General features: G+C 61.9%; 22 protein-coding genes and 1 riboswitch. Of the genes, 5 read left to right on the top strand and 17 right to left on the bottom strand.

All coding sequences use genetic code 11. From position 1 onward, the window contains the following. Positions 1-168: 168 nt before the first annotated feature. Positions 169-393 carry a hypothetical protein gene (locus tag D781_RS23715; protein WP_015673383.1) on the bottom strand — a complete coding sequence of 75 codons (225 nt, stop codon included), beginning with the start codon at positions 391-393 and terminating at the stop codon, positions 169-171. Between the two features lie 281 nt (positions 394-674). Then, entirely contained in the window at positions 675-929 is a 255-nt protein-coding gene (locus D781_RS16030) for a hypothetical protein (RefSeq protein WP_015673381.1), read from the bottom strand. A 369-nt stretch (positions 930-1,298) separates the two neighbouring features. Further along, positions 1,299-1,399: riboswitch (TPP riboswitch) on the top strand. A 36-nt stretch (positions 1,400-1,435) separates the two neighbouring features. On the opposite strand from D781_RS16030, the gene thiM reads away from it, so the two are divergent. The 3 genes from thiM to D781_RS16015 all read left to right on the top strand — a co-directional run bounded on the left by thiM (position 1,436) and on the right by D781_RS16015 (position 3,556). Beyond that, positions 1,436-2,224, top strand: coding sequence for a hydroxyethylthiazole kinase (gene thiM, locus D781_RS16025; RefSeq protein ID WP_015673380.1), 789 nt, complete (start codon positions 1,436-1,438; stop codon positions 2,222-2,224). Positions 2,225-2,226: 2 nt separating this feature from the next. Beyond that, entirely contained in the window at positions 2,227-3,027 is an 801-nt protein-coding gene (gene thiD, locus D781_RS16020; RefSeq protein ID WP_041412180.1) for a bifunctional hydroxymethylpyrimidine kinase/phosphomethylpyrimidine kinase, read from the top strand. Positions 3,028-3,097: 70 nt separating this feature from the next. Continuing rightward, on the top strand, positions 3,098-3,556 hold the full coding sequence (locus tag D781_RS16015; protein WP_015673378.1) for an inhibitor of vertebrate lysozyme family protein: 459 nt from the start codon (positions 3,098-3,100) through the stop codon (positions 3,554-3,556). Positions 3,557-3,595: 39 nt separating this feature from the next. Here D781_RS16015 and gutQ read toward each other — a convergent pair whose 3' ends face one another. The 3 genes from gutQ to D781_RS16000 form a co-directional block, all read right to left on the bottom strand. Beyond that, positions 3,596-4,567: an arabinose-5-phosphate isomerase GutQ gene (gene gutQ / locus D781_RS16010; protein ID WP_015673377.1), complete on the bottom strand. Its 972-nt coding sequence runs from the start codon at positions 4,565-4,567 to the stop codon at positions 3,596-3,598. Positions 4,568-4,728: 161 nt separating this feature from the next. After that, a complete protein-coding gene (fbaB, locus tag D781_RS16005; protein ID WP_015673376.1) occupies positions 4,729-5,778 on the bottom strand; it encodes a class I fructose-bisphosphate aldolase in 1,050 nt (349 codons plus the stop codon). 190 nt (positions 5,779-5,968) lie between these two features. After that, the gene (locus tag D781_RS16000; protein ID WP_015673375.1) at positions 5,969-6,655 is read right to left on the bottom strand and encodes a GntR family transcriptional regulator; all 687 of its coding nucleotides are present in this window, start codon (positions 6,653-6,655) and stop codon (positions 5,969-5,971) included. A 180-nt stretch (positions 6,656-6,835) separates the two neighbouring features. Between D781_RS16000 and D781_RS22945 the strand changes: the two genes are divergently transcribed. Both D781_RS22945 and D781_RS15995 read left to right on the top strand, forming a co-directional pair. Further along, entirely contained in the window at positions 6,836-7,072 is a 237-nt protein-coding gene (locus D781_RS22945) for a ParD-like family protein (RefSeq protein WP_015673374.1), read from the top strand. Then, on the top strand, positions 7,041-7,370 hold the full coding sequence (locus D781_RS15995) for a type II toxin-antitoxin system RelE/ParE family toxin (protein ID WP_015673373.1): 330 nt from the start codon (positions 7,041-7,043) through the stop codon (positions 7,368-7,370). The genes D781_RS22945 and D781_RS15995 overlap by 32 nt, the downstream gene beginning before the upstream one ends. A gap of 87 nt (positions 7,371-7,457) precedes the next feature. Here the strand turns inward: D781_RS15995 and D781_RS15990 are convergent, their stop codons facing one another. From D781_RS15990 to D781_RS15935, 12 genes are all read right to left on the bottom strand, one after another. Further along, complete coding sequence (locus D781_RS15990) at positions 7,458-8,789, bottom strand: MFS transporter (RefSeq protein ID WP_015673372.1); 1,332 nt, start codon at positions 8,787-8,789, stop codon at positions 7,458-7,460. A 61-nt stretch (positions 8,790-8,850) separates the two neighbouring features. Continuing rightward, positions 8,851-10,140: an MFS transporter gene (locus D781_RS15985; protein WP_015673371.1), complete on the bottom strand. Its 1,290-nt coding sequence runs from the start codon at positions 10,138-10,140 to the stop codon at positions 8,851-8,853. Positions 10,141-10,208: 68 nt separating this feature from the next. After that, positions 10,209-11,225 (bottom strand): Zn-dependent oxidoreductase, encoded by a 1,017-nt coding sequence (locus D781_RS15980; protein WP_015673370.1) that lies wholly within the window; start codon positions 11,223-11,225, stop codon positions 10,209-10,211. Between the two features lie 14 nt (positions 11,226-11,239). Then, positions 11,240-12,454: a D-mannonate dehydratase ManD gene (gene manD, locus D781_RS15975; protein WP_015673369.1), complete on the bottom strand. Its 1,215-nt coding sequence runs from the start codon at positions 12,452-12,454 to the stop codon at positions 11,240-11,242. Positions 12,455-12,624: 170 nt separating this feature from the next. Continuing rightward, positions 12,625-13,524: a lipid kinase YegS gene (gene yegS, locus D781_RS15970; RefSeq protein WP_015673368.1), complete on the bottom strand. Its 900-nt coding sequence runs from the start codon at positions 13,522-13,524 to the stop codon at positions 12,625-12,627. A 522-nt stretch (positions 13,525-14,046) separates the two neighbouring features. Continuing rightward, complete coding sequence (gene yegQ, locus D781_RS15965; RefSeq protein WP_015673367.1) at positions 14,047-15,402, bottom strand: tRNA 5-hydroxyuridine modification protein YegQ; 1,356 nt, start codon at positions 15,400-15,402, stop codon at positions 14,047-14,049. A 168-nt stretch (positions 15,403-15,570) separates the two neighbouring features. Further along, complete coding sequence (locus D781_RS15960; RefSeq protein WP_015673366.1) at positions 15,571-15,915, bottom strand: YegP family protein; 345 nt, start codon at positions 15,913-15,915, stop codon at positions 15,571-15,573. 158 nt (positions 15,916-16,073) lie between these two features. Then, the gene (gene baeR / locus D781_RS15955; RefSeq protein ID WP_015673365.1) at positions 16,074-16,790 is read right to left on the bottom strand and encodes a two-component system response regulator BaeR; all 717 of its coding nucleotides are present in this window, start codon (positions 16,788-16,790) and stop codon (positions 16,074-16,076) included. Beyond that, a complete protein-coding gene (gene baeS / locus D781_RS15950) occupies positions 16,790-18,181 on the bottom strand; it encodes a two-component system sensor histidine kinase BaeS (RefSeq protein WP_015673364.1) in 1,392 nt (463 codons plus the stop codon). Before baeS ends, baeR begins: the two co-directional genes overlap by 1 nt. A 52-nt stretch (positions 18,182-18,233) precedes the next feature. Further along, positions 18,234-21,314, bottom strand: coding sequence for a multidrug efflux RND transporter permease subunit MdtC (gene mdtC, locus D781_RS15945; protein ID WP_015673363.1), 3,081 nt, complete (start codon positions 21,312-21,314; stop codon positions 18,234-18,236). Next, the gene (locus D781_RS15940; protein WP_015673362.1) at positions 21,311-24,430 is read right to left on the bottom strand and encodes an MdtB/MuxB family multidrug efflux RND transporter permease subunit; all 3,120 of its coding nucleotides are present in this window, start codon (positions 24,428-24,430) and stop codon (positions 21,311-21,313) included. The genes mdtC and D781_RS15940 overlap by 4 nt, the downstream gene beginning before the upstream one ends. Beyond that, positions 24,430-25,671: an MdtA/MuxA family multidrug efflux RND transporter periplasmic adaptor subunit gene (locus D781_RS15935; RefSeq protein ID WP_015673361.1), complete on the bottom strand. Its 1,242-nt coding sequence runs from the start codon at positions 25,669-25,671 to the stop codon at positions 24,430-24,432. The genes D781_RS15940 and D781_RS15935 overlap by 1 nt, the downstream gene beginning before the upstream one ends. Positions 25,672-25,737 lie beyond the last annotated feature (66 nt).

Below are 25,737 nucleotides of genomic sequence, written 5' to 3'. Positions count from 1 at the left end.
CGGTGGCGGAGGCGCGGAAATCGAGTAGCGTCGACACCTGAGTATGCCGGAATATCATGCCGTTGGCGAGAGAGAGAAAAAAGAGCAAATATAACTATTTGCTCTTTAAATAAGGCGCGTTACCGGGCGATGAGCACAGTGCTGCCGGCCCGGTTGATATTGGCGACGTTACTTGGTGTAACGACCTTCCCAGAAACCACGGACAAGGTTAAATACGCCGTCGGTGAAGATTTTGCCTACGCCTTTGGCCGCATTGGTGATGCTGTCGAGGATGGATTCGGCCCCCTGAGTGATGGAACCCACAACGCCACCCAAGATACCGCCAAAGATACCGTCAAGACCGACGATACCACCTGATACTTCATTGACTTCAACGTTAGATAATTCTCTCATGGTTTGTCCTTAAACATTAAATGAGGTAGATAAAAAAGCTGGGATAATTACGGCTTTGGAATGAGAGACGCACATTCATTCAGCTCAACGGGCTTGCTGGAGGAGGTGACGTTGCCGAATTTGTCAACGCAACCTACGCTCTGGTAGCAGGTCGGCCCTTGGGAGGACGGGGAAAGACTATGGCTTACGGTACATCCCCAAGCGCCGCCAATAACGCTCATTGCTTTATCTTGCACTAATTTTTGCATAGCTCTTAGTTATCCTTGTCAGGCAGTGAATAATTAGCGGCGAGCGGCTTCGCTTGGCGCGTCTGGCGCCGGTTGGTTAGGCTGGCTTGGGCGGAAAGCGTTGACGAGTTTGTCCAGGAAACCCATGCCCAGACCTACGGCGGTACCGATAGAATTGGCGATATTACCGACGATATTGCCTGCGATACCGGTCAGGGTATCAACGCCTGCGTTGATGATATTGCTGATAATACCACCGAAAATACCGCCGGAAACCGCTTCAACTTCAACGTTAGATAATTCTCTCATGATAAATTCCTTTTTTATTAAAAATAAAAGGCTATGTATAGTCTATAAATACAACAGCTGCACTTTGGCGAGAACGGCCAAAGCGTTATTTAATATTACCCTCTTTTTTTATCTTATAAATACTGTTTACAACGTTTTGTTAGTTTTAAGGATAATTCTTGAAGGTATAAAATAAGCTATCAGAATTTATCCTAATTTTATCTTTATTATATTTATTTTGGTGATGAATTAAATATTATTATCGGGATTAGTGCCAGGTTATCTGGCGAAAAATGTCCTGAAAGCGTCATGTATACGTAGCTGAAAGATTTGAATCCCGAGCGGGGCGGAGTATGATGTGGCCGCAGTCGCTATCCTTGCGGGATAGTCTGCGGAGACTCGGGGTGCCCTTCATGAGGTGTGAAGGCTGAGAAATACCCGTATTACCTGATCTGGATAATACCAGCGTAGGGAAGTCTTGGCGTCCTGACCGGCGCCCGCCTTCTTTAACGCCGGTTGGGAGAACTATGATTGCTCGACCTGATGAATTGCCCGGCGCAACGGCCGCGGCCAGCTTACAGCTGCTCAAACAACATTCCCCGCTGATTCACTGCCTGACCAACGACGTGGTGCAAACGCTGACGGCCAACGTCTTGCTGGCGCTGGGCGCGTCGCCGGCGATGGTGGTTGAACCGTCCGAAGCGGCGCAGTTCAGCCGTCTGGCCGATGGCGTGCTGATCAATATCGGCACCCTGACCGCCGCCCGCGCGGAGTCAATGCTGGCGGCGGTGGAAGCTGCCAATCAGGCCGCGACGCCCTGGGTGCTGGACCCGGTGGCGGTCGGCGGGCTGACCTTTCGCACCGAGTTTGCCAACCGGCTGTTGGCGCTGCGGCCGGCGGCAATCCGCGGCAACGCGTCGGAAATCATGGCGCTGAGCGGGCTGCAGGCTTCGGGGCGCGGTGTCGATAGTACGGTGGATTCCCTGAGCGCACTGCCGGCGGCGCAGCAGCTGGCGCAGCGCAGCGGCGCGGTTGTGGCGGTTACCGGCGCTACCGACTATATCACCGACGGCCGGCGCAGCTGGGCGGTCAGCGGCGGCGATCCGCTGATGACGCGGGTGGTGGGCACCGGCTGCGCATTATCGGCGGTGGTGGTGGCATTTTGCAGCCTGCCGGGCGAGCGGTTGGAGCACGTCGCCGCCGCCTGCCGGGTGATGGCGCACTGCGGCGGGGTGGCCAGCAGGCAGGCCGGCGGACCGGGCAGTTTTACTCCCGCGTTTCTCGACGCGCTGTACCATTGGCAGGGGGAAGCGTGATGCTGAAACGTATTAACGCATTGACCATTGCCGGCACCGACCCGAGCGGCGGCGCCGGCATTCAGGCGGATCTGAAGGTGTTCTCGGCGCTCGGCGCCTACGGCACCAGCGTGATCACCGCGCTGGTGGCGCAGAACACGCGCGGCGTGCAGTCGGTGTATCAGATTGAGCCGGCGTTTGTTGCCGCGCAGCTGGATTCCGTGCTGAGCGACGTGCGTATCGACAGCGTGAAAATCGGCATGCTGGCCAATGCTGACATCGTACAGGCGGTCGCCGAGCGCTTGCGGCATTATCAGCCGCCGTTTGTGGTGTTGGATACGGTGATGCTGGCGAAAAGCGGTGATCCGCTGCTGGCGCCGGAGGCGGTGGCGTCGATCCGGCGTGAGCTGCTGCCGCAGGTGTCGCTGATCACGCCCAACCTGCCGGAAGCGGCGGCGCTGCTGGATTGCCCGCCGGCGGACAATGAGCAGCAGATGCGCGAACAGGGAAGGGCGCTGCTGGCGATGGGCTGCCAGGCGGTGCTGATGAAGGGCGGCCATCTCAGTGAAGACGAAAGCCCGGACTGGCTGTTCAGCCGCGGCGCGGAGCAGCGCTTTAGCGCGCCGCGCATCGCCACGCGCCATACGCACGGCACCGGTTGCACCCTGTCTGCGGCGCTGGCCGCCTTGCGTCCGCGTTACGACGACTGGCCGCAGACGGTGGCGGCGGCGAAGGATTATCTGCAGCGCGCGCTGCAGCAGGCGGACAGCCTGGAGGTCGGCCAAGGCATCGGTCCGGTGCACCATTTTCATGCCTGGTGGTGAGCCAACTTTTTCGCCTTGCCGTGGTCTGAAGAGATCCACGCCTTTATTGATTCTCGAAGGGAGAATGACCATGACAGGAATGCATACACTTCGTTATACGCTATTGGGCGCACTGCTGGCCGTCAGCGCCGGCAGCATTGCCCAGCAGGTGGTGACCACGGCGGATCTGGTGCAGCAGCCGGGTTACCAGAGCAGCTGGCAGCAAATGGTAAAGGGCCAGGCGCGGCTGCCGGGCTGGGCGCGTAAAGGCAGCGGCACCTCGACGCCGGCGGAAACGGTCAGTTGGCAGGGGCAGCAGTATCAGGTGGGCAATATCTGCAAGCCTCACGACTGCGGCAATAACTTTTTGATCGTTGCCTTCAAGGCGGACAAGTCGCAGGCCTGGGGCGTACGGGTTGAAGTGGAAGACCGGCCGGAAGCGGTGGCACACCCGAAAAAGTACGCCAAATACCAGTGGCTCGGCAAGCCGGACAGCAATATGCAGGCGCTGCTGCGCCAGCAGTTTGAAAACAGCCCGGACTGGCAGTAAGCGTAATTTGCAGGGACGGGCGCGCCCGTCCCCTGATGGTCAGCCGATGCCGGCCTGATGCAGGTCGTGCAGGTTAAGCGCGCCGACCAGCTCCCCCTCGACATTCACCACCGGCGCGGCGCTGATATGCTGTTCGTGCAGCGCTTCCAGCGCTTCTCCCGCGCGCCACTGTTCCGGCAGGCGATAGCCGGGGCGGGTAATCGCCGGGCTTAGCGGATCCTCCAGCGTGTTTCCCTGCACCAGCCAGCGGCGCAGGTCGCCGTCGGTGAAGACGCCCACCACCTTCTGCCGTTCGTCGCACACCGCCACCAGTCCCAACCCGGTGCGGCTTAGTTCCAGCATTGCCGCCATCACGTCGGCACTTTCCTGTACCTTCGGCAGCCGGTCGCCGGTGCGCATCAGATGGTGTACGCGGTTGAGCAGGCGCGCGCCGAGGCTGCCGCCCGGGTGTGAGCGGGCGAAGTCTTCGGCGTTGAAGCCGCGCTGGCGCATCAGCGCCATCGCCAATGCGTCGCCGATCATCAGGGTGTTGACCGCGCTGGAGGTCGGCGCCAGCCCCATCGGGCAGGCTTCACGTTCGACGCTGATATCCAGCACGCAGGCGGCGGCCTGCGCCAGCGGCGAGGCGTTGCCGCCGGTAATGGCGATCACCGGGATCCGGCTTTCGGCCAGCAGTGGCAGGATCAGATCCAGCTCTTTGGCGCGGCCGGAGTAGGAAATAAAGATCATCACGTCGTTCGGGCCGATCATGCCGAGATCGCCGTGCAGCGCTTCCGCCGGATGCAGGAAGAAGGCGGGCGTCCCGGTGCTGGCCAGCGAGGCGGCGATCTTCTTGCCGATATGGCCGGATTTGCCGATGCCGGAAATCACCGCCTTGCCGCGGCAGTTCAGCAGCAGTTCGCAGGCGCGGACAAAGTTGTCGTCCAGCCGCGCCAGCAGGCGTTGCGCTTCGGCCAGTTCAATCTCCAGCGTTTCACGGGCGAAGGTGAGCAGGGTGCTCGCGTTATCCATCAGTTTCTCCTGCTGAATGAATCAAGGCGGAAATATAGTGTGGTTTGGCGGATGAAACACGCGATACGCCGATTTTTTTTAAACGGATCACAGTTTGCCGCACGGCGGCGGGAGGCGGAGATAATGAAGCCGGGCGGGGCTGCCCGGCTTGTGCGGCGGCGTCAGGCGATGGTGACGCTGTCGTCGAGATAGGTATCCTGCACGGCGTTAATCAGCGCCACGCCGTCTTTCATCGATTTCTTAAAGGCCTTACGCCCCAGAATCAGCCCCATACCGCCGGCGCGTTTGTTGATCACCGCGGTGCGCACCGATTCCTGCAGGTCATTTTCTCCGGCGGCGCCGCCGGAGTTAATCAGACCGGCGCGGCCCATATAGCAGTTGGCCAGTTGATAGCGCACCAGATCGATCGGGTGGTCGCTGGTCAACTGGTCGTATACCCGGTCGTCGGTATAGCCGAAGTTGACGGCGCGGTAGCCGCCGTTATTTTCCGCCATTTTCTGTTTGACGATATCGGCGCCGATGGTGGCGGCGATATGGTTGGCCTGGCCGGTCAGATCGGCGCTGGAGTGGTAGTCGACGCCGTCTTTCTTGAACGCCGGATTGCGCAGATAGGCCCACAGTACGGTGACCATGCCCAGTTCGTGCGCGCGCTCAAAGGCGGCGGCGATCTCCTCAATCTGGCGGCGCGACTGTTCGGAGCCGAAATAGATGGTGGCGCCGACCGCTACCGCACCCATCTCGAACGCCTGTTCAACGCTGGCGTACAGCGTCTGGTCGTACTGGGTCGGATAGCTGAGGGTTTCGTTGTGGTTCAGTTTGACCAGGAACGGAATCTTGTGCGCATAGCGGCGCGATACCGCCGCCAGCACGCCGTAGGTGGAGGCGACGCAGTTGCAGCCGGCTTCGATCGCCAGTTCGACGATGTTTTTCGGGTCGAAATAGAGCGGGTTGGCGGCGAACGAGGCGCCGGCCGAGTGCTCAATGCCTTGGTCCACCGGCAGAATGGACAGATAGCCGGTACCGGCCAGCCGGCCGTGGTTGAACAGGGTCTGCATCGAACGCAGCACGCCGTTGGGGCGGTTATTATCGATCATCACCCGGTCGACGAAGTCGCCGCCGGGCAGGTACAGATTCTCTGCGGGGATGGTGGTACAGCGGTGTTGCAACAGGTCTTCCGCTTCCTTACCTAACAACTGCGCAATATCAGTCATGGTGAACTCCCGTTAAAGCTAATCCCTGGGCCGGAAAGTCGTGCTGATGGTCACCGGCGTCGCGAAAAGCGGTGATTGAAACTGTAAGAACGATACTACTGAACTTGCATCGTCAGGGAGAAACAATAGATGCGATTGAGAGGAAATGCCATTTACGTGGCTCACGCGGCGGGGGCGTGCGCCCCCGGAATTATTCGACCTCGAACCAGCTGCTGTTTTGCAGGGCGATCGGCGTGATGGAGTAAATCATCTCCTGCAGATGGTCGTGGACGGCGCGTTCGGCGGCGTCCGGATCGTGCGCCTTCAGCGCGTCGAAAATGCGGTAGTGCTGCTGGATCAGCGTTTCCGGCGGCGACACTTCGCTCAGGCTGAGAAAACGCACCCGATCCATGGTGGCCTTGATGGTTTCAATGGTTTCCCAGGCCAGCGGACAGTTGGCGATCTGCGTCAGCAGGCGGTGGAACTCATCGTCCAGCAGCAGGAACTCCCGCGTCTGTCCGCCGTTGGCCGCCAGCGCCTGACGCTGCAGATTATGCTCCAGCAGCGCCAGCTGCGGCGGCGTAATGCCGGCGGCGACCCGGCGCACGATGGCGCACTCCACCGCCTGACGGATAAAGCGCCCGTCCGCGACGCGCTTGGCGGAAATTTTCATCACAAAGGTGCCGCGCTGCGGCAGTATCTGCACCAGTCCCGCCTCGGCCAGTTTGATAAAGGCCTCGCGCACCGGCTGGCGCGACACGCTGAAACGGCTGGAAATCTCCTTTTCCGACAGCAGCGTGCCCGGCGCAATGGTGCAGTCGACGATATCCTGCCGCAGGAAGCGGTAGATTTGCTGATTCACCGGCAAGGTATTGGTAAGGCTGTAGTTTTCAGACATGGCACGATCGGTTATCTGCAATGATTCACATGCCACCATACTAGCATCAAGCGGCGGTAAAAAATGCCCCTCCGGCGAGTGGTTTTTTATCTGAAATAGATGATGCGACAAAATGTTGCATTTTGCACCGTTGTGCGATAATTTGCTCTTTCTGCATAGAGGTATAAGAGGGTGAAGACTATGGCTACAAGTATTCGTTTAGACGACGACTTCGTTAGCGATGTTAAGGTCCATGCGGAAGCTTCAAGTCGAAGCGTGCCAAAACAGATTGAGCACTGGGCGAGAATCGGCCGTATTGCCGAAGACAACCCAGATCTGACATACCGCTTCATACTTGAAATTTTGCTGGCGAAAAGCGAGGTCGAAAACAACAAGGTATCGCGCTATGTCAGAAGAACAGAACGAAAAAAAGATTGAGGTCTATCAGACCCGTCGTTTCGCCAAGGCTCTGGATAAACTCTCTGAAGCGCTACAGGCTATCGTTGAAGATGAAATCGATACGATCGTTGCAAACCCGACCATTGGTGAGCAAAAGAGAGGGGATTTATCATTCCTGCGCGTGCACAAATTTCAGCTGAACAATCGCTTAACTCTGCTGGGCTATAGCTGGGTAGAAGATAAGCTGGAGCTTTACCTATTAAGCGTGGGGCCTCATGAGAACTTCTACCAGCAGCAAAAACAGCACCGTAAAGCGGACTTAACGCTTATCGGATGACGACATCAAAGCCCCGGGCGATACCCGGGGCTTTTTTTTACCGGTACTCCTTACGCATCCTGGCTAAGCGCGATGAGCAGGCGGCCGTTAATGGCGCCAGTCCTGATACTCCTGCTGTCGCCGCCGCGGGGCGGTTTCCGGCATCAGCCACAGGCCGACGGCGGAGATCACGCCCAGCACCATCATATAGCCCGCCAGACCGTAATAGTGGCCGCCGGTCATCTGCAGGATTTTTACCGCCAGCAGGCCGAGAATGCCGCTGCCGACCAGTGAGCCAATCTGCCAGATCAGCGCGATGCCGCTGCAGCGCACGCGGGTTGGAAACAGCTCCGGGAAGTACGACGCCTGCGGGGCGTAGCACATACTGTGGCCGAGGGTCAGCACCACGATCATCGCCAGCTGGGTCAGCCAGAAGTTATCGACGTTAAGCAGCATAAAGAACGGCACGATGCACACCACCTGCAGCAGCGCGCCGGCGATGTAGACCGGTTTGCGCCCCAGCCGGTCGGACAGATGCCCCATCAGCGGGATGGCGAAAATCTCCAGCACCACCGCGACGATCATCGTTTCCAGCAGAATGCTTTCGCTCAGCTGGTTGGCCTTGCCGTAGGCCAGCACGATCACCGTGAACATGGCGAACGCGCAGGCTTCGATCAGTTTGGCGCACACGCCTTTGCCGATCAGGCCCGGATAGGCGCGCGCGACTTCCACCACCGGCCGGCTCTCCACCGCCTTGGTGGCGCGGATCTGGGTGAATACCGGCGACTCGTCGATCTTCAGGCGGATAAACAGCCCGACGATCACCAGCAGCAGGCTGAGCAGAAACGGGATGCGCCAGCCCCACGCCAGCATCTGCTCCGGCGACAGCAGGGCGGTCAGCAGGGCGAACAGGGCGGAGGGCAGCAAAAAGCCGGCCGGCGCGCCGATCTGCACCCAGCTGGCGTAGAAGCCGCGCCGCCGGGGCGGGGCGTATTCGGCGGTCATCAGCACAGCGCCGGCCTGTTCACCGCCGACGCCGAAGCCCTGCAGCACGCGGATCAGGATCAGGGCGATCGGTGCCCAGATGCCGATCTTGTCGTAGGTGGGCAGCAGGCCGATGCAGAAGGTGCCGAGGCCGACGATCAGAATGGTGATCACCAGCGCCTTTTTGCGGCCGACCTTATCGCCGATATGGCCGAAGACAATGCCGCCCAGCGGACGCGCCAGAAAGCCGACCGCGTAGGTGGCGAAGGCCGCCAGCGTGCCGACCAGCGGATCGGCGCTGGGGAAGAACAGCTGGCCGAAAAACAGCACCGCGGCGGTGCCGTAGGCGAAAAAGTCATAGTATTCCGCCGCCGTGCCGATGGCGGAGGCGCTGGCTACGCGTTTTAACAGCGGTTGCGGGTCGTCGGCGTCGACGCCGTGCGTGGTGGTGGTCATCAGGTGCTCCAGTACGCTAGGGTCAGTGGGCGGACGGCGCTGCAGGGCGCCGTTCTCTTTTTTAAGGTTTTAAGATGTGCGGCTGCGCCAGCGGGCGCGGTGCGCGCACCACCAGCAGCACCAGCAGCGCGCCGAGCGCGGCGATGCCGCCGGCCAGAATAAAGGCGCTGTCGAATTTGCCGGTGTGCTGCACGATGTAGCCGGTGACGATCGGGCCGACAATGCCGGAGACGCTGCCGACCAGATGAATAAAGCCGCTGGCGCCGCCGACGCGGGAGGCATGCACCACGTCCTGAATGATCGCCCAGTAGATGGCGCCGGTGATATACAGGAAGAAGATCGACACCGACATCAGCAGCACCACCGGCATCACGCTGCTGACGGTGCCCGCCAGCGCCACGCACGCGGCGGCGGCCAGCAGGCTGACCACCAGCACAATCTTGCGCGACAGCAGCAGCTTGCCGGTGAGGTTGAAGATCTTGTCGGAAATGTAGCCGCCGAGCGCCAGGCCGACAAAGCCGACGATCCACGGGATCACCGTGGTCAGGCTCATCTCTTTGATATTCAGGCCATGCGCCTGCACCAGATAGGCGGGGAACCAGCTGAGGAAGAAAAACAGGATGTAGTTGTAGCAGAAGAAGGCGAAGGCGGTCGCCAGAATGATCGGCTGTTTCAGGTAGTAGCCCAGACCGTGCGCGTCGGCGCTGAGCGCCTCTTCCGGGTGGTGGGCTGCGGCTTTCTGCGTGTTGACCAGCGCCCGCTCTTCCTCACTGACGCGTTTGCTTTTCTCCGGGCTGTCCGCCGCGATAAAGAACCAGACCAGCATCCAGACGATGCCGACCGAACAGATAATCAGAAAGGCCGGCCGCCAGCCGAACGCCAGCGCCAGGTAGCCGACGATCGGCCCCGCTACCGCGCCGCCCAGCGGCGAGCCGGCGCTGAGCAGTCCCATGGCGGTCGCCGCCTGCTTCTTCGGGAACCAGCCGTTGATCATCTTGTTGGCGGAGGCGCAGATCGGGCCTTCCGCCATGCCAAACAGCACGCGCAGGATCAGCATTGAGTAAAAGCCGTTGGCGAAGGCCGTCATGCCGCAGAAGATGGACCACAGCCCGACCGCCAGCCCCATCACCAGCGTCGGGCCGAACCTGTCCACCGCCAGGCCGCCGACGAAGTTGAAGATCGCGTAGCCGAAGAAGAAGCTGCCGAAGATGATGCCGAACTGTTCGGCGTTAAGCAGCAGATCCTGCTCGATCATCGGTACGGTGATCGACAGCGCCACCCGATCGAGATAGTTGATCATGTAGACCAGAAACAGCAGGAGTACGAGGGTCCAGCGTAAGTTCTTAACCATGGCAAACACTCCACTTGGTGTCGTTTTAATCGTGTGCGTTGTGGTCCATTTCGGTATGTCGGGCATTATCAGCCGAACTGCAGCAGTACCTTGCAGCAGGTTTGGCGATCGTGTTCAAACAGGTGCAGCGCCGCTTCTACGTCGTCTGCCGCCACGCTGTGGGTGATCAGCCGCTCCGGCGCGATACGCCCCTCGGCCATCCACTCAATCACCTGCGGGAAGCGGGCGCTGTTGAGGCGCGAAGAGAAGATCGACAGCTCTTTACTGGTGATGCTCTGCTGGTTGATTACGCACGGCTCGGCGGAAAACCCCATAATGCCGATGCGCGCCGCCGGCGACGCCAGCTCGATGGCCTGCGGCAGAATATCGGGGTGGCAGGCGGCGTCGATAATCAGCGTCGGGCGGATACCGCGCTGCGCCAGCACCTCCGCCAGCGGCGTCTGCTGGTTATTGACCACCTCATCGGCGCCGTTGGCGAACGCCATCTCCAGCCGCGCGGCGATGCGGTCGGCGACAATCACCTGACGGACGCCGTACACGCCTTTCAGCACCTGAATGGCCGTCAGCCCCATCGGCCCCGCGCCGTAGATCAGCGCTACGTCGCGCGCGGTCGGCTGCAGGTGGGCGGTGATATTGGCGGCGATGGTGAACGGCTCCACCATCGCCGCCTGCCGGTCGCTGAGCGTGTCGGGGATGCGGTAGGCGTTGGCGGCCGGCACGCAGCTGAAATCGCTGAAGCCGCCGTCGCGGTGGACGCCAATCACCTGCAGCTGATGGCAGACGTTCGGCCGGCCAACCGAGCAGGGGTAGCAGTGGCCGCAGCTGACCACCGGATCAACCGTCACGCGCTCGCCGATGCGGGCGGCATCGACGTTTGCGCCGACGGCGTCAATCACACCGCAGAATTCGTGGCCGATCACCCGCGGATAACGGGCGAACGGATTATGGCCGTGATAGATATGCACGTCGGAACCGCAGATGCCGGCGAGCCTGACCCTGACCCGCACTTCGTCGTCGGCGGGCTGCGGCAGCGGGCGCTGGGCCAGCGTCAGGTGGCCCGGCTGTTCAATCACTACGCTTTTCATGCTGATGCTCTCCGTTACCAGTTCCACAGGGTGCCGTCTTCCAGCCGTGCGACCGGCAGATAGGCCGGATCGTAGGGGTATTTGGCCGCCAGCTTTTCGTCGAATTCAATGCCGATGCCCGGCTGGTCGCCCGGGTGCATATAGCCGTTGTCGAAGCGCCAGCTGTGGGGGAACACCTCCAGCATCTGCGCCGAATAGCCCATATACTCCTGCACGCCGAAGTTTGGCACCCACAGGTCAAAGTGCAGCGCCGCCGCCATGCAGACCGGCGACAGGTCGGAAGGGCCGTGTGAACCGGTGCGCACCTGATACAGCGAGGCGAAATCGGCGATGCGCCGCATGCCGGTGATGCCGCCGGCGTGGGTGAGCGTGGTGCGGATATAGTCGATCAGCTGCTCTTCAATCAGCTGCTTGCAGTCCCAGATGCTGTTGAACACTTCGCCGACGGCGATCGGCGTCACGGTGTGCTGGCGGATCAGCCGGAAACAGGCCTGATTTTCCGCCGGCGTCGGATCTTCCATCCAGAACAGGCGGTATGGCTCGACGCTTTTGCCGAAGCGGGCGGCCTCGATCGGTGTCAGGCGGTGGTGCATGTCATGCAGCAGATGCTGGTCGAAGCCAAACCTGTCGCGCACTGCTTCGAACAGCTTCGGGGTGAAATCGAGGTACTTCTCTGTCGACCACAGCTGCTCTTCCGGCCAGTGGCCCTTGGTGGCCGGCTCATAGGCCTGGCCCTTGCCTTTCGCCATACCGTAGGTGGTTTTCATGCCCGGCACGCCGCACTGTACGCGGATCGCCTTAAAGCCCATCTCCTGGTGACGGGCATAGTCGTCCAGCACTTCGTCGATGCTGTGGCCGGTGGTGTGGCAATAGACCATCACGCCGCTGCGCGACGCGCCGCCGAGCAGCTGGTACAGCGGCATCCCGGCCGCCTTGGCCTTGATGTCCCACAGCGCCATATCGATGGCGGAAATGGCCGACATGGTCACCGGGCCGCGGCGCCAGTAGGCGCCCTTGTAGAAGAACTGCCAGATATCTTCGATCCGCTGCGCATCGCGGCCGATCAGCTGCGGGCACAGGTGGTCACGCAGATAGGAGGCGACCGACAGTTCGCGGCCGTTGAGCGTGGCGTCTCCCAGCCCGGTAATCCCGGCGTCGGTGGTGATTTTCAGGGTGACGAAATTCCTGCCGGGGCAGGTGACAAACACTTCGGCATTGATAATTTTCATCGCGTGCGCTTTCCGTTATTCAGGCTGTATGATGGGCGAACATATGCCATGAACTAACTACCATACAAGTATGAATTGCGCATTTTGCGGGCGGCGATCACATTTCATCGCGGTGCAGATACAGCGGAAAAGAAAGGGAAGGGCGAAGCAGATCGCCCTTCAGAGGGGGGTTAGCCGAGTAGTTGGCAGTTAGGCGGTAGGCGGCACAAGATGGCGTCCGGCAGCACCTCAATGCGGAAATGTTTACCCTTCAGCGGCTCGCCGTCGAGGTTAAACGTCATCTCATGCGGCGCGTCGATCTCCAGCCAGGGCAGCGCGGCGCTGATGATGTTTTTGTTGTCGTCCTCGTTGAACAGGCTGGCGACCAGCGCCGGCAGCAGCTCGCCGGCGATCAGCAGGCGCAGCTGCAGCAGGCCGTCGTTGATCAGCGCATCCGGGCACAGCTGCTGGCCGCCGCCCGCCTGTTTGCCGTTGCCGATGCCGATCACCAGCGCCTCGCCGCGCCAGGTGAAGTCCGGCCCGCGGATTTCACAGCGGTCGGCCTTCAGGCTCTCCATGCGCAGCAGGCCGTGGATAAAGTAGGAGACGCCGCCCAGCGCCGCCTTGAGCTTTTCCGGCGTTTCGGTGGTGATGCGCGTGCCGAAGCCGCCGGTGGCCATATTGATAAAATAACGTTCGCCGTTGACGCAGGCCAGGTCGATCGGCACCGCGCGTCCTTTAATCGCCAGATTCAGCGCCTGTTCTGGCACCAGTGGGATATTACAGGCGGTGGCGAAGTCGTTGGCGGTGCCGAGCGGCAGAATGCCGAGAACCGGACGCTGTCCGGCCGGCATCTGCGCCAGCGCTGCGGCCACTTCGTTGATGGTGCCGTCGCCGCCGCCGGCGATCAGCGTGCCGACGCCCAGCTGCAGCGCCTCTTTCACGTAGCGGGCGGCGTCGCCGCCTTCCCAGGTGACGCGCACGTGCAGAATATCGCCTGCGTCCCGCAGTTTTTGCACCGCGGCGCGCACCAGCTCATCGCCGGCGCCTTTACCGTTAATGATTAGTAATGTTGGCGCGTGTTGACTCATCTCTGTTGTCCTGCCTTGCTGAAATCCGTTGGTTATCAACGATAGACTACTGGCAATGTGGAAGCCATAAGAATATTCAGTTAAGGATATCGAATAGTAAAACGCATTTTCCGGCTTTATCGTGCGTCGCAGGGATATTGTTTTTTTGCGTCCTAAATGTGTGGGCGATATATGACTTAATCATACCTGAATATATATTTTTACTGCCGGTTGTTTTAGTGGTGAATATAAAAAAGTGAATAAAAGGAAACGCGATATTAAACGTCGTAGCGGGCGCAAAAGAAAAAGCCAGCCCAAGGGAGATTGGGCCGGCCAAGGAGGTGGTTCCTAGTATTGCTATGCAAATATTCTCGTTCTTTATTTTAGCGGTTTGATAGTAACGAACTTTTCCGCCGATTGGTGTGATCCAATTCTAATATTTGCACATGTCTGACTTTTATTTGGCGCGCTTCCCCTCCGGTTTAGGACTTTTCCCGCAAATGGAGGGGGATATTGCCATTCAGCGCTGGCGTATCGCGCGCGTTATTTTTCCGCTACGTCGTTTGCCTGCGGTAAATTACGAATCAGCAGGGCGTAGCTGAGGTCGACGTCCGGCGGGATCGGCAGATACACCAGGTGGCCGTTGCCCGGCGCCACCGTTATCGCCTCGTCTTTTTTATTGCGCATCTCCGCCAGCGTAAACTGGATGTTGCCGCCCGGCGTCATCAGCTCCACGCTGTCGCCGCAGGAGAATTTGTTTTTCACATCAACCTCCGCCCAGCCGTCGCGACGTACGCCGGTGAACTCGCCGACGAACTGCTGCCGCTCGGAAACGGAAGAGCCATAGTCGTAGTTCTGATGCGCGTCGTGGGTGTGGCGGCGCAGGAAGCCTTCGGTATAGCCGCGGTGCGCCAGGCCCTCCAGCGTGGTGAGCAGGCTGGCGTCGAACGGTTTGCCGGCGGCGGCGTCGTCGATGGCGCGGCGGTAGACCTGTGCGGTGCGGGCGCAGTAGTAGAAGGACTTGGTGCGTCCTTCAATTTTCAGCGAATGCACGCCGAGCTGCGTCAGACGCTCCACGTGCTGAATGGCGCGCAGATCCTTGGAGTTCATGATGTAGGTGCCGTGCTCGTCTTCGAAGGCGCTCATATATTCGCCCGGCTTCTGCGCCTCGGACAGCATAAACACCTTGTCGGTCGGCGCGCCGATGCCGAGCGTCGGCTCCACGGTCTGCACCGCAATCGGCTCATGCAGATGCACGATGTTGCCGGCGTCGTCCTCTTTGCCCTCTTCGGCCTTGTACTGCCAGCGGCAGGCGTTGGTGCAGGTGCCCTGATTCGGGTCGCGCTTGTTGATATAGCCGGACAGCAGACAGCGGCCGGAGTAGGCCATGCACAGCGCGCCGTGCACGAAGACTTCCAGCTCCATCTCCGGCACCTGGCTGCGGATTTCGGCGATCTCATCCAGCGACAGCTCGCGCGACAGGATGACGCGCGTCAGCCCCATCTGATGCCAGAACTTCACCGTGGCCCAGTTCACCGCGTTGGCCTGCACCGACAGGTGGATCGCCATCTGCGGGAAGGCCTCGCGCACCAGCATAATCAGGCCGGGGTCGGACATGATCAGCGCGTCCGGGCCCATATCCACCACCGGCTTCAGGTCGCGCAGGAAGGTTTTCAGCTTGGCGTTGTGCGGCGCGATGTTGACCACCACATAGAATTTTTTGCCCAGCGCGTGCGCCTCGTTGATGCCCTGCGCCAGGTTCTCGTGGTTGAATTCGTTATTGCGCACCCGCAGGCTGTAGCGCGGCTGGCCGGCGTAAACCGCATCGGCGCCGTAGGCGAAGGCGTAACGCATATTTTTCAGCGTGCCGGCCGGGGAGAGGAGTTCCGGTGTAAACATAGTGATTCTCAATCTGATTTCAAGTCAGCGGCGCGCCACCTGATGGCGCGGCGAAAGCGGGGATTGTAGCGGCAGCGCGCGTGGAAATCAGCAAGTAACCGGAGTTTTTTCGGGGGAATTGATTTATATCATGGTGAGACGCGCAGCGCGGACGCTGCGCGGGGGAAATCAGCCGGCGCTGAGATCGCGCACGTCGGTGGTCGGGCCGTTTTTAATCACCGACTGAATGCCGTTTTTCGCGGCACTGTCGGAGCTGTACATCTGGCTGGTGCCGATCACCTGATGGTTCTTGGCCTTCAGCACGAAGTAGGGCTTGCCGTTGCTGCTGACTTTGCTTTCATACTGCGCTTCATGCGGAGAGTTGGTCTGCACCGAGGCGATGCCGTTTTCCGCCGACGCCTTGCTGGTGTACATCTCACTGGAAAGAATAATTTCGCCGTTGCTGGCCTTTAACGTGAAGTGAAACTGTCCGTTGCTGCTGGATTTTTTTAATTCATAGTGGCCGTTTGCCATGGGTCCTTCTCCTGTAGGTTCAGACATACGAGTAGCCGCCGTCTCTCAGCGGCGGCGCAGGGCCGCTGCTGAAAGCTGCTGCTACTAAGTGTAGCCAAAGCCTTGAATGTCGGAGCGTTGACGTCGCGCAAAACACGCCGGGCGGCGACGCGCGCGGCTCACAGGCCGTTTACCAACCGGCAGGGTTCGGCCTCCCAGCGGTAGCCGACGCCGTAGACGGAGCGGATAAACGCCTTGTCGCCGTCGAGCAGCTCCAGCTTGCGGCGCAGATTTTTAATATGGCTGTCGATGGTGCGGTCGGTCACCACCCGGTAGTCGTCGTAGAGGTTGTTCAGCAGCTGCTCGCGCGAGAACACATTGCCCGGCTGGCTGGCCAGGGTTTTCAGCAGGCGGAACTCCGCCGGCGTCAGATCCAGCATCTGGCCCTGATAGCTGGCCTGAAAGCGCGGCTCGTCGATATGCAGCAGCGCGTCGTCCTGCCCCTGCTCGCCGGGGCGCTGGCAGCGCCGCAAAATGGTTTTCACCCGCGCCACCACTTCCCGCGGGCTGTACGGCTTGCAGATGTAGTCGTCCGCGCCGATCTCCAGCCCCAGCAGGCGGTCGATCTCTTCAATTTTCGCCGTCACCATCATCACGGGGATATCGCTGAAGCGGCGCAGCTCGCGGCAGACCGTCAGGCCGTCGCTGCCCGGCAGCATCAGGTCCAGTAGGATCAGCGCCGGCGGCTGCTGTTGCACCGCCGGCACCACCTCGCTGCCGTTGGTCAGCCAGCGGGTGGTGTAACCGGCGGCCTGCAGATAATCCACCAGCAGCTGGCCCAGTTTGGGTTCGTCTTCCACAATCATGATCTGTAACGGTTGGTTGAGCGTTTCCATCAGGGTGCCTTGTTCTTTACTGGGGAGCTGGGATAAGGGAATTCTAGCGCAATGCGCACCCCGCCCAAAGGCGAGTGCTGTGCATAAATGCGTCCGCCGTGGGCTTCAGCGATATTCTGGCAGATCGACAGCCCCAGCCCGGAGCCGCCGCTGGCGCGGTTGCGCGAGCCTTCGGTGCGGTAGAAGCGTTCAAGGATGCGCGGCAGCTGATCGTCATGCACGCCGGGGGCGCTGTCCTGCCAGTACAGCAGCAGGCTGCCGGGCTTCACTTCGGCGCCGATCTCCAGCGTGCCGCCGGCGTCGGTATAGCGCAGGCTGTTTTCCAGCAGATTGTTAAACAGCTGGTGGAGGCGGTCCGGGTCGCCGAACAGCGGCGCGCGCTCCGGCAGGTGGGTGACGATCTGCAGCCCCTTGGCGTGGAAGCGCTCACGGAAGGCGGCGACCGACACCTGCAGCAGATGGACGCAGTCCACCTGCGATTTGCGGTAGGCCAGCGCGCCGAGGTCGGACAGCGACAGCTGGTGTAAATCATCCACCAGTTTGGTCAGCGTGGCGACTTCCGCCTGCAGCGAGCCGAGCGAATCCGGCGTCGGCTGGCGCACGCCGTCCTGCAGCGCCTCCAGTTCGCCGCGCAGCACCGCCAGCGGGGTGCGCAGCTCGTGGGAGACGTCGGCCATAAACGCCCGGCGCATGCGTTCGTTTTTTTCCAGCGAGGTGGCGAGCTGGTTAAAGTCCTGCGCCAGCCGCCCCAGTTCATCCTGGCTGCTGACCGCGACGCGGGCGCTGAAATCGCCGGCCGCCAGCCGGTGGGTGCCGGCCACCAGACGCTTGACCGGTGCCAGCAGGCCGCGCGACATCAGCAGCGTGGCGGCGGCGGCCAGCAGCGCCGACAGCGCGGCAATCAGCCAGCTGGTGCGTTTTTGCTGACGGTCGAAGTTGATGTCGGCGTTGCGCGTCAGCCGCTCCGGCGGCGTGGCGATCACCCAGCCGACGATCTGGTTGTTATAGCGGATCGGCTGCCGGGTGCCCTCTTTGGGAAGCGGGCCGCCGTGGCCCACCAGGCGGCGGAACTGGCTGTCAACCACCCAAAACTGCGTGCGCCAGCCCTTCGGCGGCAGGTTATGGCTGCTGTCGCTGCTCTGCTCAAACGAACGCATAATCTGGTACACCACCCGATCGTTGTTGCGCAGAAACGCCCAGTTGCCGTGGCGGCTGTACTGATCTTCCAGCGCGTCGCTCAGCATGGCGATGCGCTGCTCGTTGCTGTGCTTGATGTAGTCGATAAAGCCGCGTTCAAAGCTGAGGCGCACGCCCCAGTGCATGGTGAGCAGCACCAGCATACAGGTGGCGAAGATGGCCAGGAACAGCTTGCCGGTAATGCCTATTTTCATTCAATCCTCGTTGCGCGTGTCTGGCGCGCGGTTCTGGGTTTACGGCGCTGCGCTACTCCGGCAGCGGCTGCAGTTTCTTGCCGCGGCGCAGGCGCGTCTGCAGGCGGTCGAAATAGAGATAGACCACCGGCGTGGTGTACAGCGTCAGCAGCTGGCTCATCAACAGCCCGCCGGCGATGGTGATCCCCAGCGGCTGACGCAGCTCTGCGCCGTCGCCGCTGGTCACCACCAGCGGCAGCGCGCCGAACAGCGCCGCCAGCGTGGTCATCATGATCGGCCTAAAACGCAGCAGGCTGGCCTGGAAAATCGCCTCGCGCGCGCTGATGCCGCCTTGGCGCTGCGCGTCGAGCGCAAAGTCGACCATCATGATGGCATTCTTTTTCACGATGCCGATCAGCAGCATGATGCCGATCAGCGCAATCAGGCTGAAGGCCGCGCCGAACAGCTCCAGCGCCAGCAGCGCGCCCACCCCGGCGGAGGGCAGGGTGGAGAGAATGGTCAGCGGGTGAATATAGCTCTCATACAGCACGCCGAGCACGATATACACCGTGGCGATCGCCGCCAGGATCAGGAACAGCTGCGAGCGCAGCGTCTCCTGATACAGCTGCGCAGTGCCGGCGAAGGCGCCGCGCACCGTCGGCGGTACGCCTAGCCCGGTCATCGCGCGCTCGATGGCCGCGGTGGCGTCGGACAGGCTGCCGCCGTCCGGCAGGTTGAACGAGATGGTCGACGCCGCCGTCAGGCCCTGATGGTTGACCGACAGCGGCGCGTTGACCGGCCGCCAGCTGGCGAAGTAGGAGAGCGGGATGGCCTTGCCCTCTTTGTTGATCACAAACATTTTCTCCAGCGCGCTGACGTCCTGGGTATATGGCGGTGCGACCTCCATCACCACCTTGTACTGGTTGAGCGGCTGATAGATGGTGGAGATCTGCCGCTGACCGAAGGCGTTGTTCAGCAGGTTATTGGCGTCGCTGACGGAAATGCCGAGGCGCGCCATGGTTTCGCGGTCGTAGACCAGATCCAGCTCCGAGCCTTTGTCCTGCTGATCGGAGTTTACGTCCGCCAGCGCCGGCAGTTTCGCCAGCGCGGCGCGGATCTTCGGCTCCCATTCGCGCAGCGCGCCGAGATCGTCCGCCAGCAGCGTGTACTGGTAGCTGGCGTTGGCCTGACGGCCGCCGGCGCGGATATCCTGCACCGCCATCAGGAACAGGTTGGCGCCCGGCTCTTTCGCCAGCTTGCCGCGCAGGCGGGCGATCACCTGCTGGGCGCTGCTGCTGCGTTCGGAGAGCGGCTTCAGCGAGATAAACATCGAGCCGGAGTTGGTGCGTGAACCGCCGGTAAAGCCGGTGACGTTATCCACGTCCGGGTCTTCACGCACGATTTTCATAAAGTCTTCCAGCTTGCTGCGCATCGCCTGGAAGGAGATGCTCTGGTCCGCCTGAATAAAGCCCATCAGCCGGCCGGTGTCCTGCTCGGGGAAAAAGGTTTTCGGGATGCTGACGTACAGCCAGACGTTGAGGGCGATGGTGGCGAGAAACAGCGCCAGCACCCAGCGCGCATGGCCCAGCACCCAGTTGAGCGAACGGCCGTAGCCCTGCTGCAGCGCGTTGAGCAGGCGGCCGAAGCCGCGCGTGCGGCGCTGGGCGCGCACCGGCTGGTAGCGCAGCAGATAGGCGCACATCATCGGCGTCAGCGTCAGCGAGATAATCAGCGACAGGCCGATGGATACCGACAGCGTGACGGCGAACTCGCGGAACAGCCGGCCGGGCAGCCCCTCCATCAGCAGCAGCGGAATAAACACCGCCACCAGCGACACGCTCATCGACAGCACGGTAAAGCCGACCTCACGGGCCCCCTGCAGCGCGGCGTTGATCGGCCTGACGCCGGCTTCAACGTGGCGCGAAATATTCTCCAGCACCACGATGGCGTCATCCACCACAAAGCCGGTGGCGACGGTCAGCGCCATCAGCGACAGGTTGTTCAGGCTGAAGCCGCACAGGTACATGGCGGCGAAGGTGCCGATCAGCGACACCGGCACCGCCACCGCCGGGATCAGCGTGGCGCGTCCGGAGCGCAGGAAGATAAACACCACCAGAATCACCAGCGCGATGGCGATCGCCAGCGACTGTTCCACCTCCGCCAGCGAGGCGCGGATGGTCGGCGAGCGATCCTGCGCGATATTCAGTTGGATCGACGCCGGGATATTCTCCTGCAGATCCGGCAGTTCGGCGCGGATGCGGTCGATGGTGGCGATAATATTGGCGTCCGGCGCACGGCTGACGGTCATGATGATCGCCGGTTTGGCGTTGGTCATGCCGGCGTTGCGCACGTTCTGCACCGAGTCTTTCACCTCGGCCACGTCGCCGAGGCGCACCGCCGAGCCGTTGTTGTAGTGAACGATCAGCGGTTGATAGTCGGCGGCGGTTTTCAGCTCGTCGTTGGTCTGCAGTTGCCAGCGCTGCTGCGGATTTTCCAGCGCGCCCTGCGGCTTGCGCACGTTGGCGCTGCTGATGGCCTGGCGCACGCTGTCGAGCGACACCCCCTGATTGAACAGCGCGCCGGGATTGAGTTCGACCCGCACCGCCGGCAGCGAGCTGCCGCCCACCGACACGTCGCCGACCCCTTCGGTCTGGGCGATGCGCTGCGCCAGCTGGGTGGAGGCGAAATCATACAGCTGCCCCTGACTGTAGGTGTCGGAGGTCAGCGTCAGGATCATGATCGGCGCGTCGGACGGATTGACCTTGCGATAGCTTGGCCGGCTCGGCATGCCGCTCGGCAACAGGCTCTGCGCCGCGTTAATCGCCGCCTGCACGTCGCGCGCCGCGCCGTTGATATCGCGATCCAGATCGAACTGCAAAATCACGCGGCTGCTGCCGAGCGAGCTCATCGAGGTCATTTCATTCACCCCGGCGATGCGCCCCAGCGCGCGCTCCAGCGGCGTCGCCACCGACGAGGCCATGGTCTCCGGCGAGGCGCCGGGCAGCGAGGCGCTGACCACGATCACCGGAAAATCAACCTGCGGCAGCGGCGAGACCGGCAGCAGGCGAAAGCCCATCACGCCGGCGATGGCGATCGCCAGCGTCAGCAGGGTGGTGGCCACCGGGCGATGAATAAACAGCGCAAAGAATCTCACGGCAGCTCCTGCGCGTCTGGCCGGCGGCGGGTGTTGCGCGCCAGTTTGTCAAACAGCAGGTAGATCACCGGGGTGGTGAACAGCGTCAGGATCTGGCTCATCACCAGGCCGCCCACCATGCAGACCCCCAGCGGCTGACGCAGCTCCGCGCCGACGCCGGTGCTGAGCATCAGCGGCAGCGCGCCGAGCAGCGCCGCCAGCGTGGTCATCAGGATCGGCCGAAAGCGCAGCAGGCAGGCCTGATAGATGGCGTCGTACGGCGTCATGCCCTGTTCGCGCTCCGCCGCCAGCGCAAAGTCGATCATCATGATGGCGTTTTTCTTCACGATGCCGATCAGCAAAATAATGCCGATGATGGCGATCACATCCAGGTCGTTGCCGGCCATCATCAGCGCCAGCAGCGCGCCGACGCCGGCGGTCGGCAGCGTCGACAGGATGGTTACCGGGTGGATAAAGCTTTCATACAGCACGCCGAGCACGATATACATCGCCACGATCGCCGCCAGAATCAGCCACAGCGTGCTGCCGAGCGCCGCCTGGAACGCCAGCGTCGCGCCCTGGAAGCGGGTGCTGATATCTTTCGGCAGGTTGAGGCGCGCCTCCGCCTGGGTAATGGCGTCCACCGCCTCACCGAGCGAGTAGCCGTCGGCGACGTTAAACGACACCGTCGCCGACGGGAACTGGTCGAGATGGTTGACCGACAGCGGGCCGAAGCGCTCTTCTACCCTGGCGATGCTGCGCAGCGGCACCATGGCGCCGTCGCTGCCGGCCAGCCGGATATCGTCCAGCGCCGCCAGGCCAGGAGTCTGGCTGACGTCGTGCTCCAGCACCACGCGGTACTGGTTGGCCTGGGTGTAGATGGTGGAGATCAGTCGCTGGCCGAAGGCGTTGTACAGCGCGTTATCGACATCGCTCATGCTGACGCCGAGGCGCGCGGCCGAATCGCGGTCGACGTTGACGTAGGCCACCAGCCCGCGGTCGAGCCAGTCGCTGGTGACGTCGGCCAGCTGCGGCGCCTGCTTCAGTTCGTTCATCAGCTGCGGCACCCACAGGCTCAGCTCATCCAGCGACATCGCCTGCAGCGTCACCTGATACTGGGTGCGGCTCACCTGGGTGTCGATGGTCAGATCCTGCACCGGCTGCAGGTAGAGCTTCACGCCGGGGATGTTGGCCGTTTGCTGCTGCAGGCGGCTGATTACCGCCGGGATCCGTTCGCTGCGCTCGCTGAGCGGCTTCAGATTGATCTGCAGCCGGCCGCTGTTGAGCGTGGCGTTGCTGCCGTCGATGCCGACGAAGGAGGTCAGGCTTTCGACCGCCGGATCCTTGAGGATTTGCGCGGCGACCTGTTGCTGACGCTCGGCCATATTGCTGAAGGAGACGCTCTGCGGCGCCTCCAGCGTGCCCTGAATAATGCCGTTGTCCTGTACCGGGAAGAAGCCTTTCGGGATCAGCAGGTACAGCAGCACCGTCAGCGCCAGGGTGGCGCACGCCACCCCCAGCGTCAGCCACGGGTGGTTCAGCACGCTTTTCAGCCATACGCCGTAACGGGCGATCACCCGTTCGAAAAAGCGTTCGCTGGCGGCGGAGAAGCGGTTCTGTTTACGCAGCGACTCGTGGCTCAGCATGCGCGCGCACATCATCGGCGTCAGCGTCAGCGACACCACGGCGGAGATCAGAATTGCCACCGCCAGCGTGACGGCGAACTCGCGGAACAGGCGGCCGACGATATCGCCCATAAACAGCAGCGGGATCAGCACCGCCACCAGCGAGAAAGTGAGGGAGATAATGGTAAAGCCGATCTCACCGGCGCCTTTCAGCGCGGCGTCCAGCGGCTTCTCGCCTTTTTCGATATAGCGCGAGATATTTTCGATCACCACGATGGCGTCATCGACCACAAACCCGGTGGCGATGGTCAGCGCCATCAGCGTCAGGTTATTGACGGAAAAACCGAGGAAATACATGGCGGCGAAGGTGCCGACCAGCGATAGCGGCACCGCCACGCTGGGGATAATGGTGGCCGGCACGTTGCGCAGGAAGACGTAAATCACCATCACCACCAAGGCGATGGCCAGCAGCAGCTCGGACTGCACGTCGCTGACCGAGGCGCGGATGGTGGTGGTGCGGTCGGTCAGCACTTTCACGTCCACCGATTTCGGCAGGCTTTTCACCAGCGTCGGCAGCATCTCGCGAATGCTGTCGGCGGTGGTGATCACGTTCACTCCCGGCTGGCGCTGAATATTCAGCACGATGGCCTGATCCTTATTGGCCCAGGCCGCCAGTTTGCTGTTCTCGGCGCCCTGTTCGACGGTGGCGATATCCCGCAGGCGGATCGCCGCGCCGTCTTTGTAGGCGACGATCAGCTGGCGGTAGTCGTCGGCGGATTTCATCTGGTCGTTGGCCGACAGCGTGACCGAGCGGGTAGGGCCGTCCAGGCTGCCTTTGGCGGAGTTGACGTTGGCGTTGCTGATGGCGCTGCGCACCGTTTCGCTGTCCAGCCCGTAGGCCGCCACCGCCGCGGCGTTCAGCTTGACACGCACCGCCGGGCGCTGCCCGCCGGACAGGGTGACCAGCCCGACGCCGGTGACCTGCGAAATTTTCTGCGCGACGCGGGTTTCCACCATATCTTCCACCTGGGTCATCGGCATGGCGCTGGAAGTGACCGCCAGCGTCATGATCGGCGGGTCGGCCGGGTTGACCTTGCTGTAGATCGGCGGGTAGGGCAGGTCGTTCGGCAGCAGGTTGCTGGCCGAGTTAATGGCCGCTTGCACCTCCTGCTCGGCAACGTCGAGCGGCAGCTCCAGCTGGAACTGCAGCGTCACCACCGACGCGCCGCCGGAGCTTTGCGACGACATCTGTTTCAGCCCGGACATCTGGCCGAACTGCCGCTCCAGCGGCGCGGTGATCGCCGAGGTCACCACGTCGGGGCTGGCGCCGGGATACAGCGTCACCACCTGAATGGTGGGGTAATCCACTTCCGGCAGGGCGGACACCGGCAGCGCGCGGTAACCGATAATGCCCGCCAGCAGGATGGCCACCATAAAGAGCGTGGTGGCGACCGGACGCAGGATAAACAGGCGGGACGGCCCGCCGTTAGCCTTATGCGGCGTCGGCTGCATCAGGATTTCCCCTGAACTTGCGGCTGGCGGCGCGGCGTTGCGGCCGCCGGCGCTTCCTGCGGCGTCAGCACTTCAACCTGAATGCCGTCGGTCAGGCGGTCGATGCCGTCGGTGACCACCCGGTCGCCGGCGCTCAGGCCGGCGGTGACCACCACCTGACTGCTGTCCTGTACGCCGGTGGTGATGCGGTGTTTGCTGACGGTGTTGTCATCCCCCAGCGTCCAGACGAAGTTGCCCTCATTGTCCATCTGCAGCGCCGCGGTCGGGATTACCACCGCGTTGTGCAGGGTGTCCACCTTCAGCCGCGCGTTGACGAACTGATTGGGGAACAGCGCGTCGTCCTGATTGTTAAAGCGCGCCTTGAGTTTGATGGTGCCGGTGGCGGTATCGATCTGGTTATCCAGGCTCAGCAGGCTGCCGGTCGCCAGCTGCTGTGAATTGGTGCGGTCCCAGGCTTCGACCGCCACCGCGCCGGCTTTCTGCGCTTTGAGCAGATCGGCGATATTGCCTTCCGGCAGGGTAAACACCACATCGATCGGCCGGGTCTGGGTGATCACCAGCAGCGGCGTGCTGCTGCCGCTGGTGATGTAGTTGCCGACGTCAACCTGCTTGAGCCCCACGCGGCCGTCGATCGGCGCGGTGATGCGGCTATAGGTGATCTGCAGTTTGGCGCTGTCCACCGCGCCCTGGTCGGCCTTGATCGCCCCTTCGGTCTGGCGTACCAGAGCCCGCTGCGCGTCCAGTTCCTGGCGGGAGATCAGATTGGTTTTCACCAACTGCTGATAGCGTGCCAAATCCTGTCTGGCGTTGGCCAGCGTCGCCTGGTCTTTCGCCAGTTGGCCTTCGGCCTGCGTCAGCTGTACCTGGAATGGACGCGGGTCGATCTCCGCCAGCAGATCGCCGGCTTTTACCTGTTGGCCTTCGGTGAAGTGAATGGCCATCAGCTGCCCGTCGACCCGGCTGGTGACGGTGACGGTATTCGCCGCGCTGGCGGTGCCGAGGCCGGACAGGTAGCGCGGCACGGTCTGCTGCATGGCGGTCGCCGCCTGTACCGGCGACATCGGCATCTTGCGCCGGCCGCCGTTACTCGCCTGTTTGCCGGCCGCCTGACGGGCGGATGGCAGCGGTTCAACGGGGGCGGCGGCGAAGAAGTGTCGCCAAATCAACACGGCGGCGATAACCAGCAGCGCGAGAATGGCAAGGCGCAGGATCAGGGAGCGGCGTTGAGGTTTTGCATTCATGACGATGAAAATACTCCAAAGGCGGGCAACAAGCCGAAAGGCCAACTTCTTATAGGATACTAGTTT

Origin of the sequence: Serratia sp. FGI94 (assembly GCF_000330865.1) — a bacterium.
Lineage (GTDB): Bacteria > Pseudomonadota > Gammaproteobacteria > Enterobacterales > Enterobacteriaceae > Serratia_B > Serratia_B rubidaea.
This window is presented reverse-complemented; position numbering and strand designations above follow the sequence as displayed.

Coding starts and splice junctions, on each gene's coding strand:
- manD (WP_015673369.1), bottom strand. CDS start 12,454: ATGAAAATTATCAATGCCGAAGTGTTTGTCACCTGCCCCGGCAGGAAT.
- yegS (WP_015673368.1), bottom strand. CDS start 13,524: ATGAGTCAACACGCGCCAACATTACTAATCATTAACGGTAAAGGCGCC.
- gutQ (WP_015673377.1), bottom strand. CDS start 4,567: ATGGATAACGCGAGCACCCTGCTCACCTTCGCCCGTGAAACGCTGGAG.
- D781_RS15935 (WP_015673361.1), bottom strand. CDS start 25,671: ATGAATGCAAAACCTCAACGCCGCTCCCTGATCCTGCGCCTTGCCATT.
- D781_RS16015 (WP_015673378.1), top strand. CDS start 3,098: ATGACAGGAATGCATACACTTCGTTATACGCTATTGGGCGCACTGCTG.
- baeR (WP_015673365.1), bottom strand. CDS start 16,790: ATGGAAACGCTCAACCAACCGTTACAGATCATGATTGTGGAAGACGAA.
- yegQ (WP_015673367.1), bottom strand. CDS start 15,402: ATGTTTACACCGGAACTCCTCTCCCCGGCCGGCACGCTGAAAAATATG.
- D781_RS15980 (WP_015673370.1), bottom strand. CDS start 11,225: ATGAAAAGCGTAGTGATTGAACAGCCGGGCCACCTGACGCTGGCCCAG.
- D781_RS15940 (WP_015673362.1), bottom strand. CDS start 24,430: ATGCAGCCGACGCCGCATAAGGCTAACGGCGGGCCGTCCCGCCTGTTT.
- baeS (WP_015673364.1), bottom strand. CDS start 18,181: ATGAAAATAGGCATTACCGGCAAGCTGTTCCTGGCCATCTTCGCCACC.
- D781_RS16030 (WP_015673381.1), bottom strand. CDS start 929: ATGAGAGAATTATCTAACGTTGAAGTTGAAGCGGTTTCCGGCGGTATT.
- fbaB (WP_015673376.1), bottom strand. CDS start 5,778: ATGACTGATATTGCGCAGTTGTTAGGTAAGGAAGCGGAAGACCTGTTG.
- D781_RS23715 (WP_015673383.1), bottom strand. CDS start 393: ATGAGAGAATTATCTAACGTTGAAGTCAATGAAGTATCAGGTGGTATC.
- D781_RS15995 (WP_015673373.1), top strand. CDS start 7,041: ATGTCAGAAGAACAGAACGAAAAAAAGATTGAGGTCTATCAGACCCGT.
- D781_RS15985 (WP_015673371.1), bottom strand. CDS start 10,140: ATGGTTAAGAACTTACGCTGGACCCTCGTACTCCTGCTGTTTCTGGTC.
- D781_RS16000 (WP_015673375.1), bottom strand. CDS start 6,655: ATGTCTGAAAACTACAGCCTTACCAATACCTTGCCGGTGAATCAGCAA.
- D781_RS15990 (WP_015673372.1), bottom strand. CDS start 8,789: ATGACCACCACCACGCACGGCGTCGACGCCGACGACCCGCAACCGCTG.
- D781_RS15960 (WP_015673366.1), bottom strand. CDS start 15,915: ATGGCAAACGGCCACTATGAATTAAAAAAATCCAGCAGCAACGGACAG.
- D781_RS22945 (WP_015673374.1), top strand. CDS start 6,836: ATGGCTACAAGTATTCGTTTAGACGACGACTTCGTTAGCGATGTTAAG.
- thiM (WP_015673380.1), top strand. CDS start 1,436: ATGATTGCTCGACCTGATGAATTGCCCGGCGCAACGGCCGCGGCCAGC.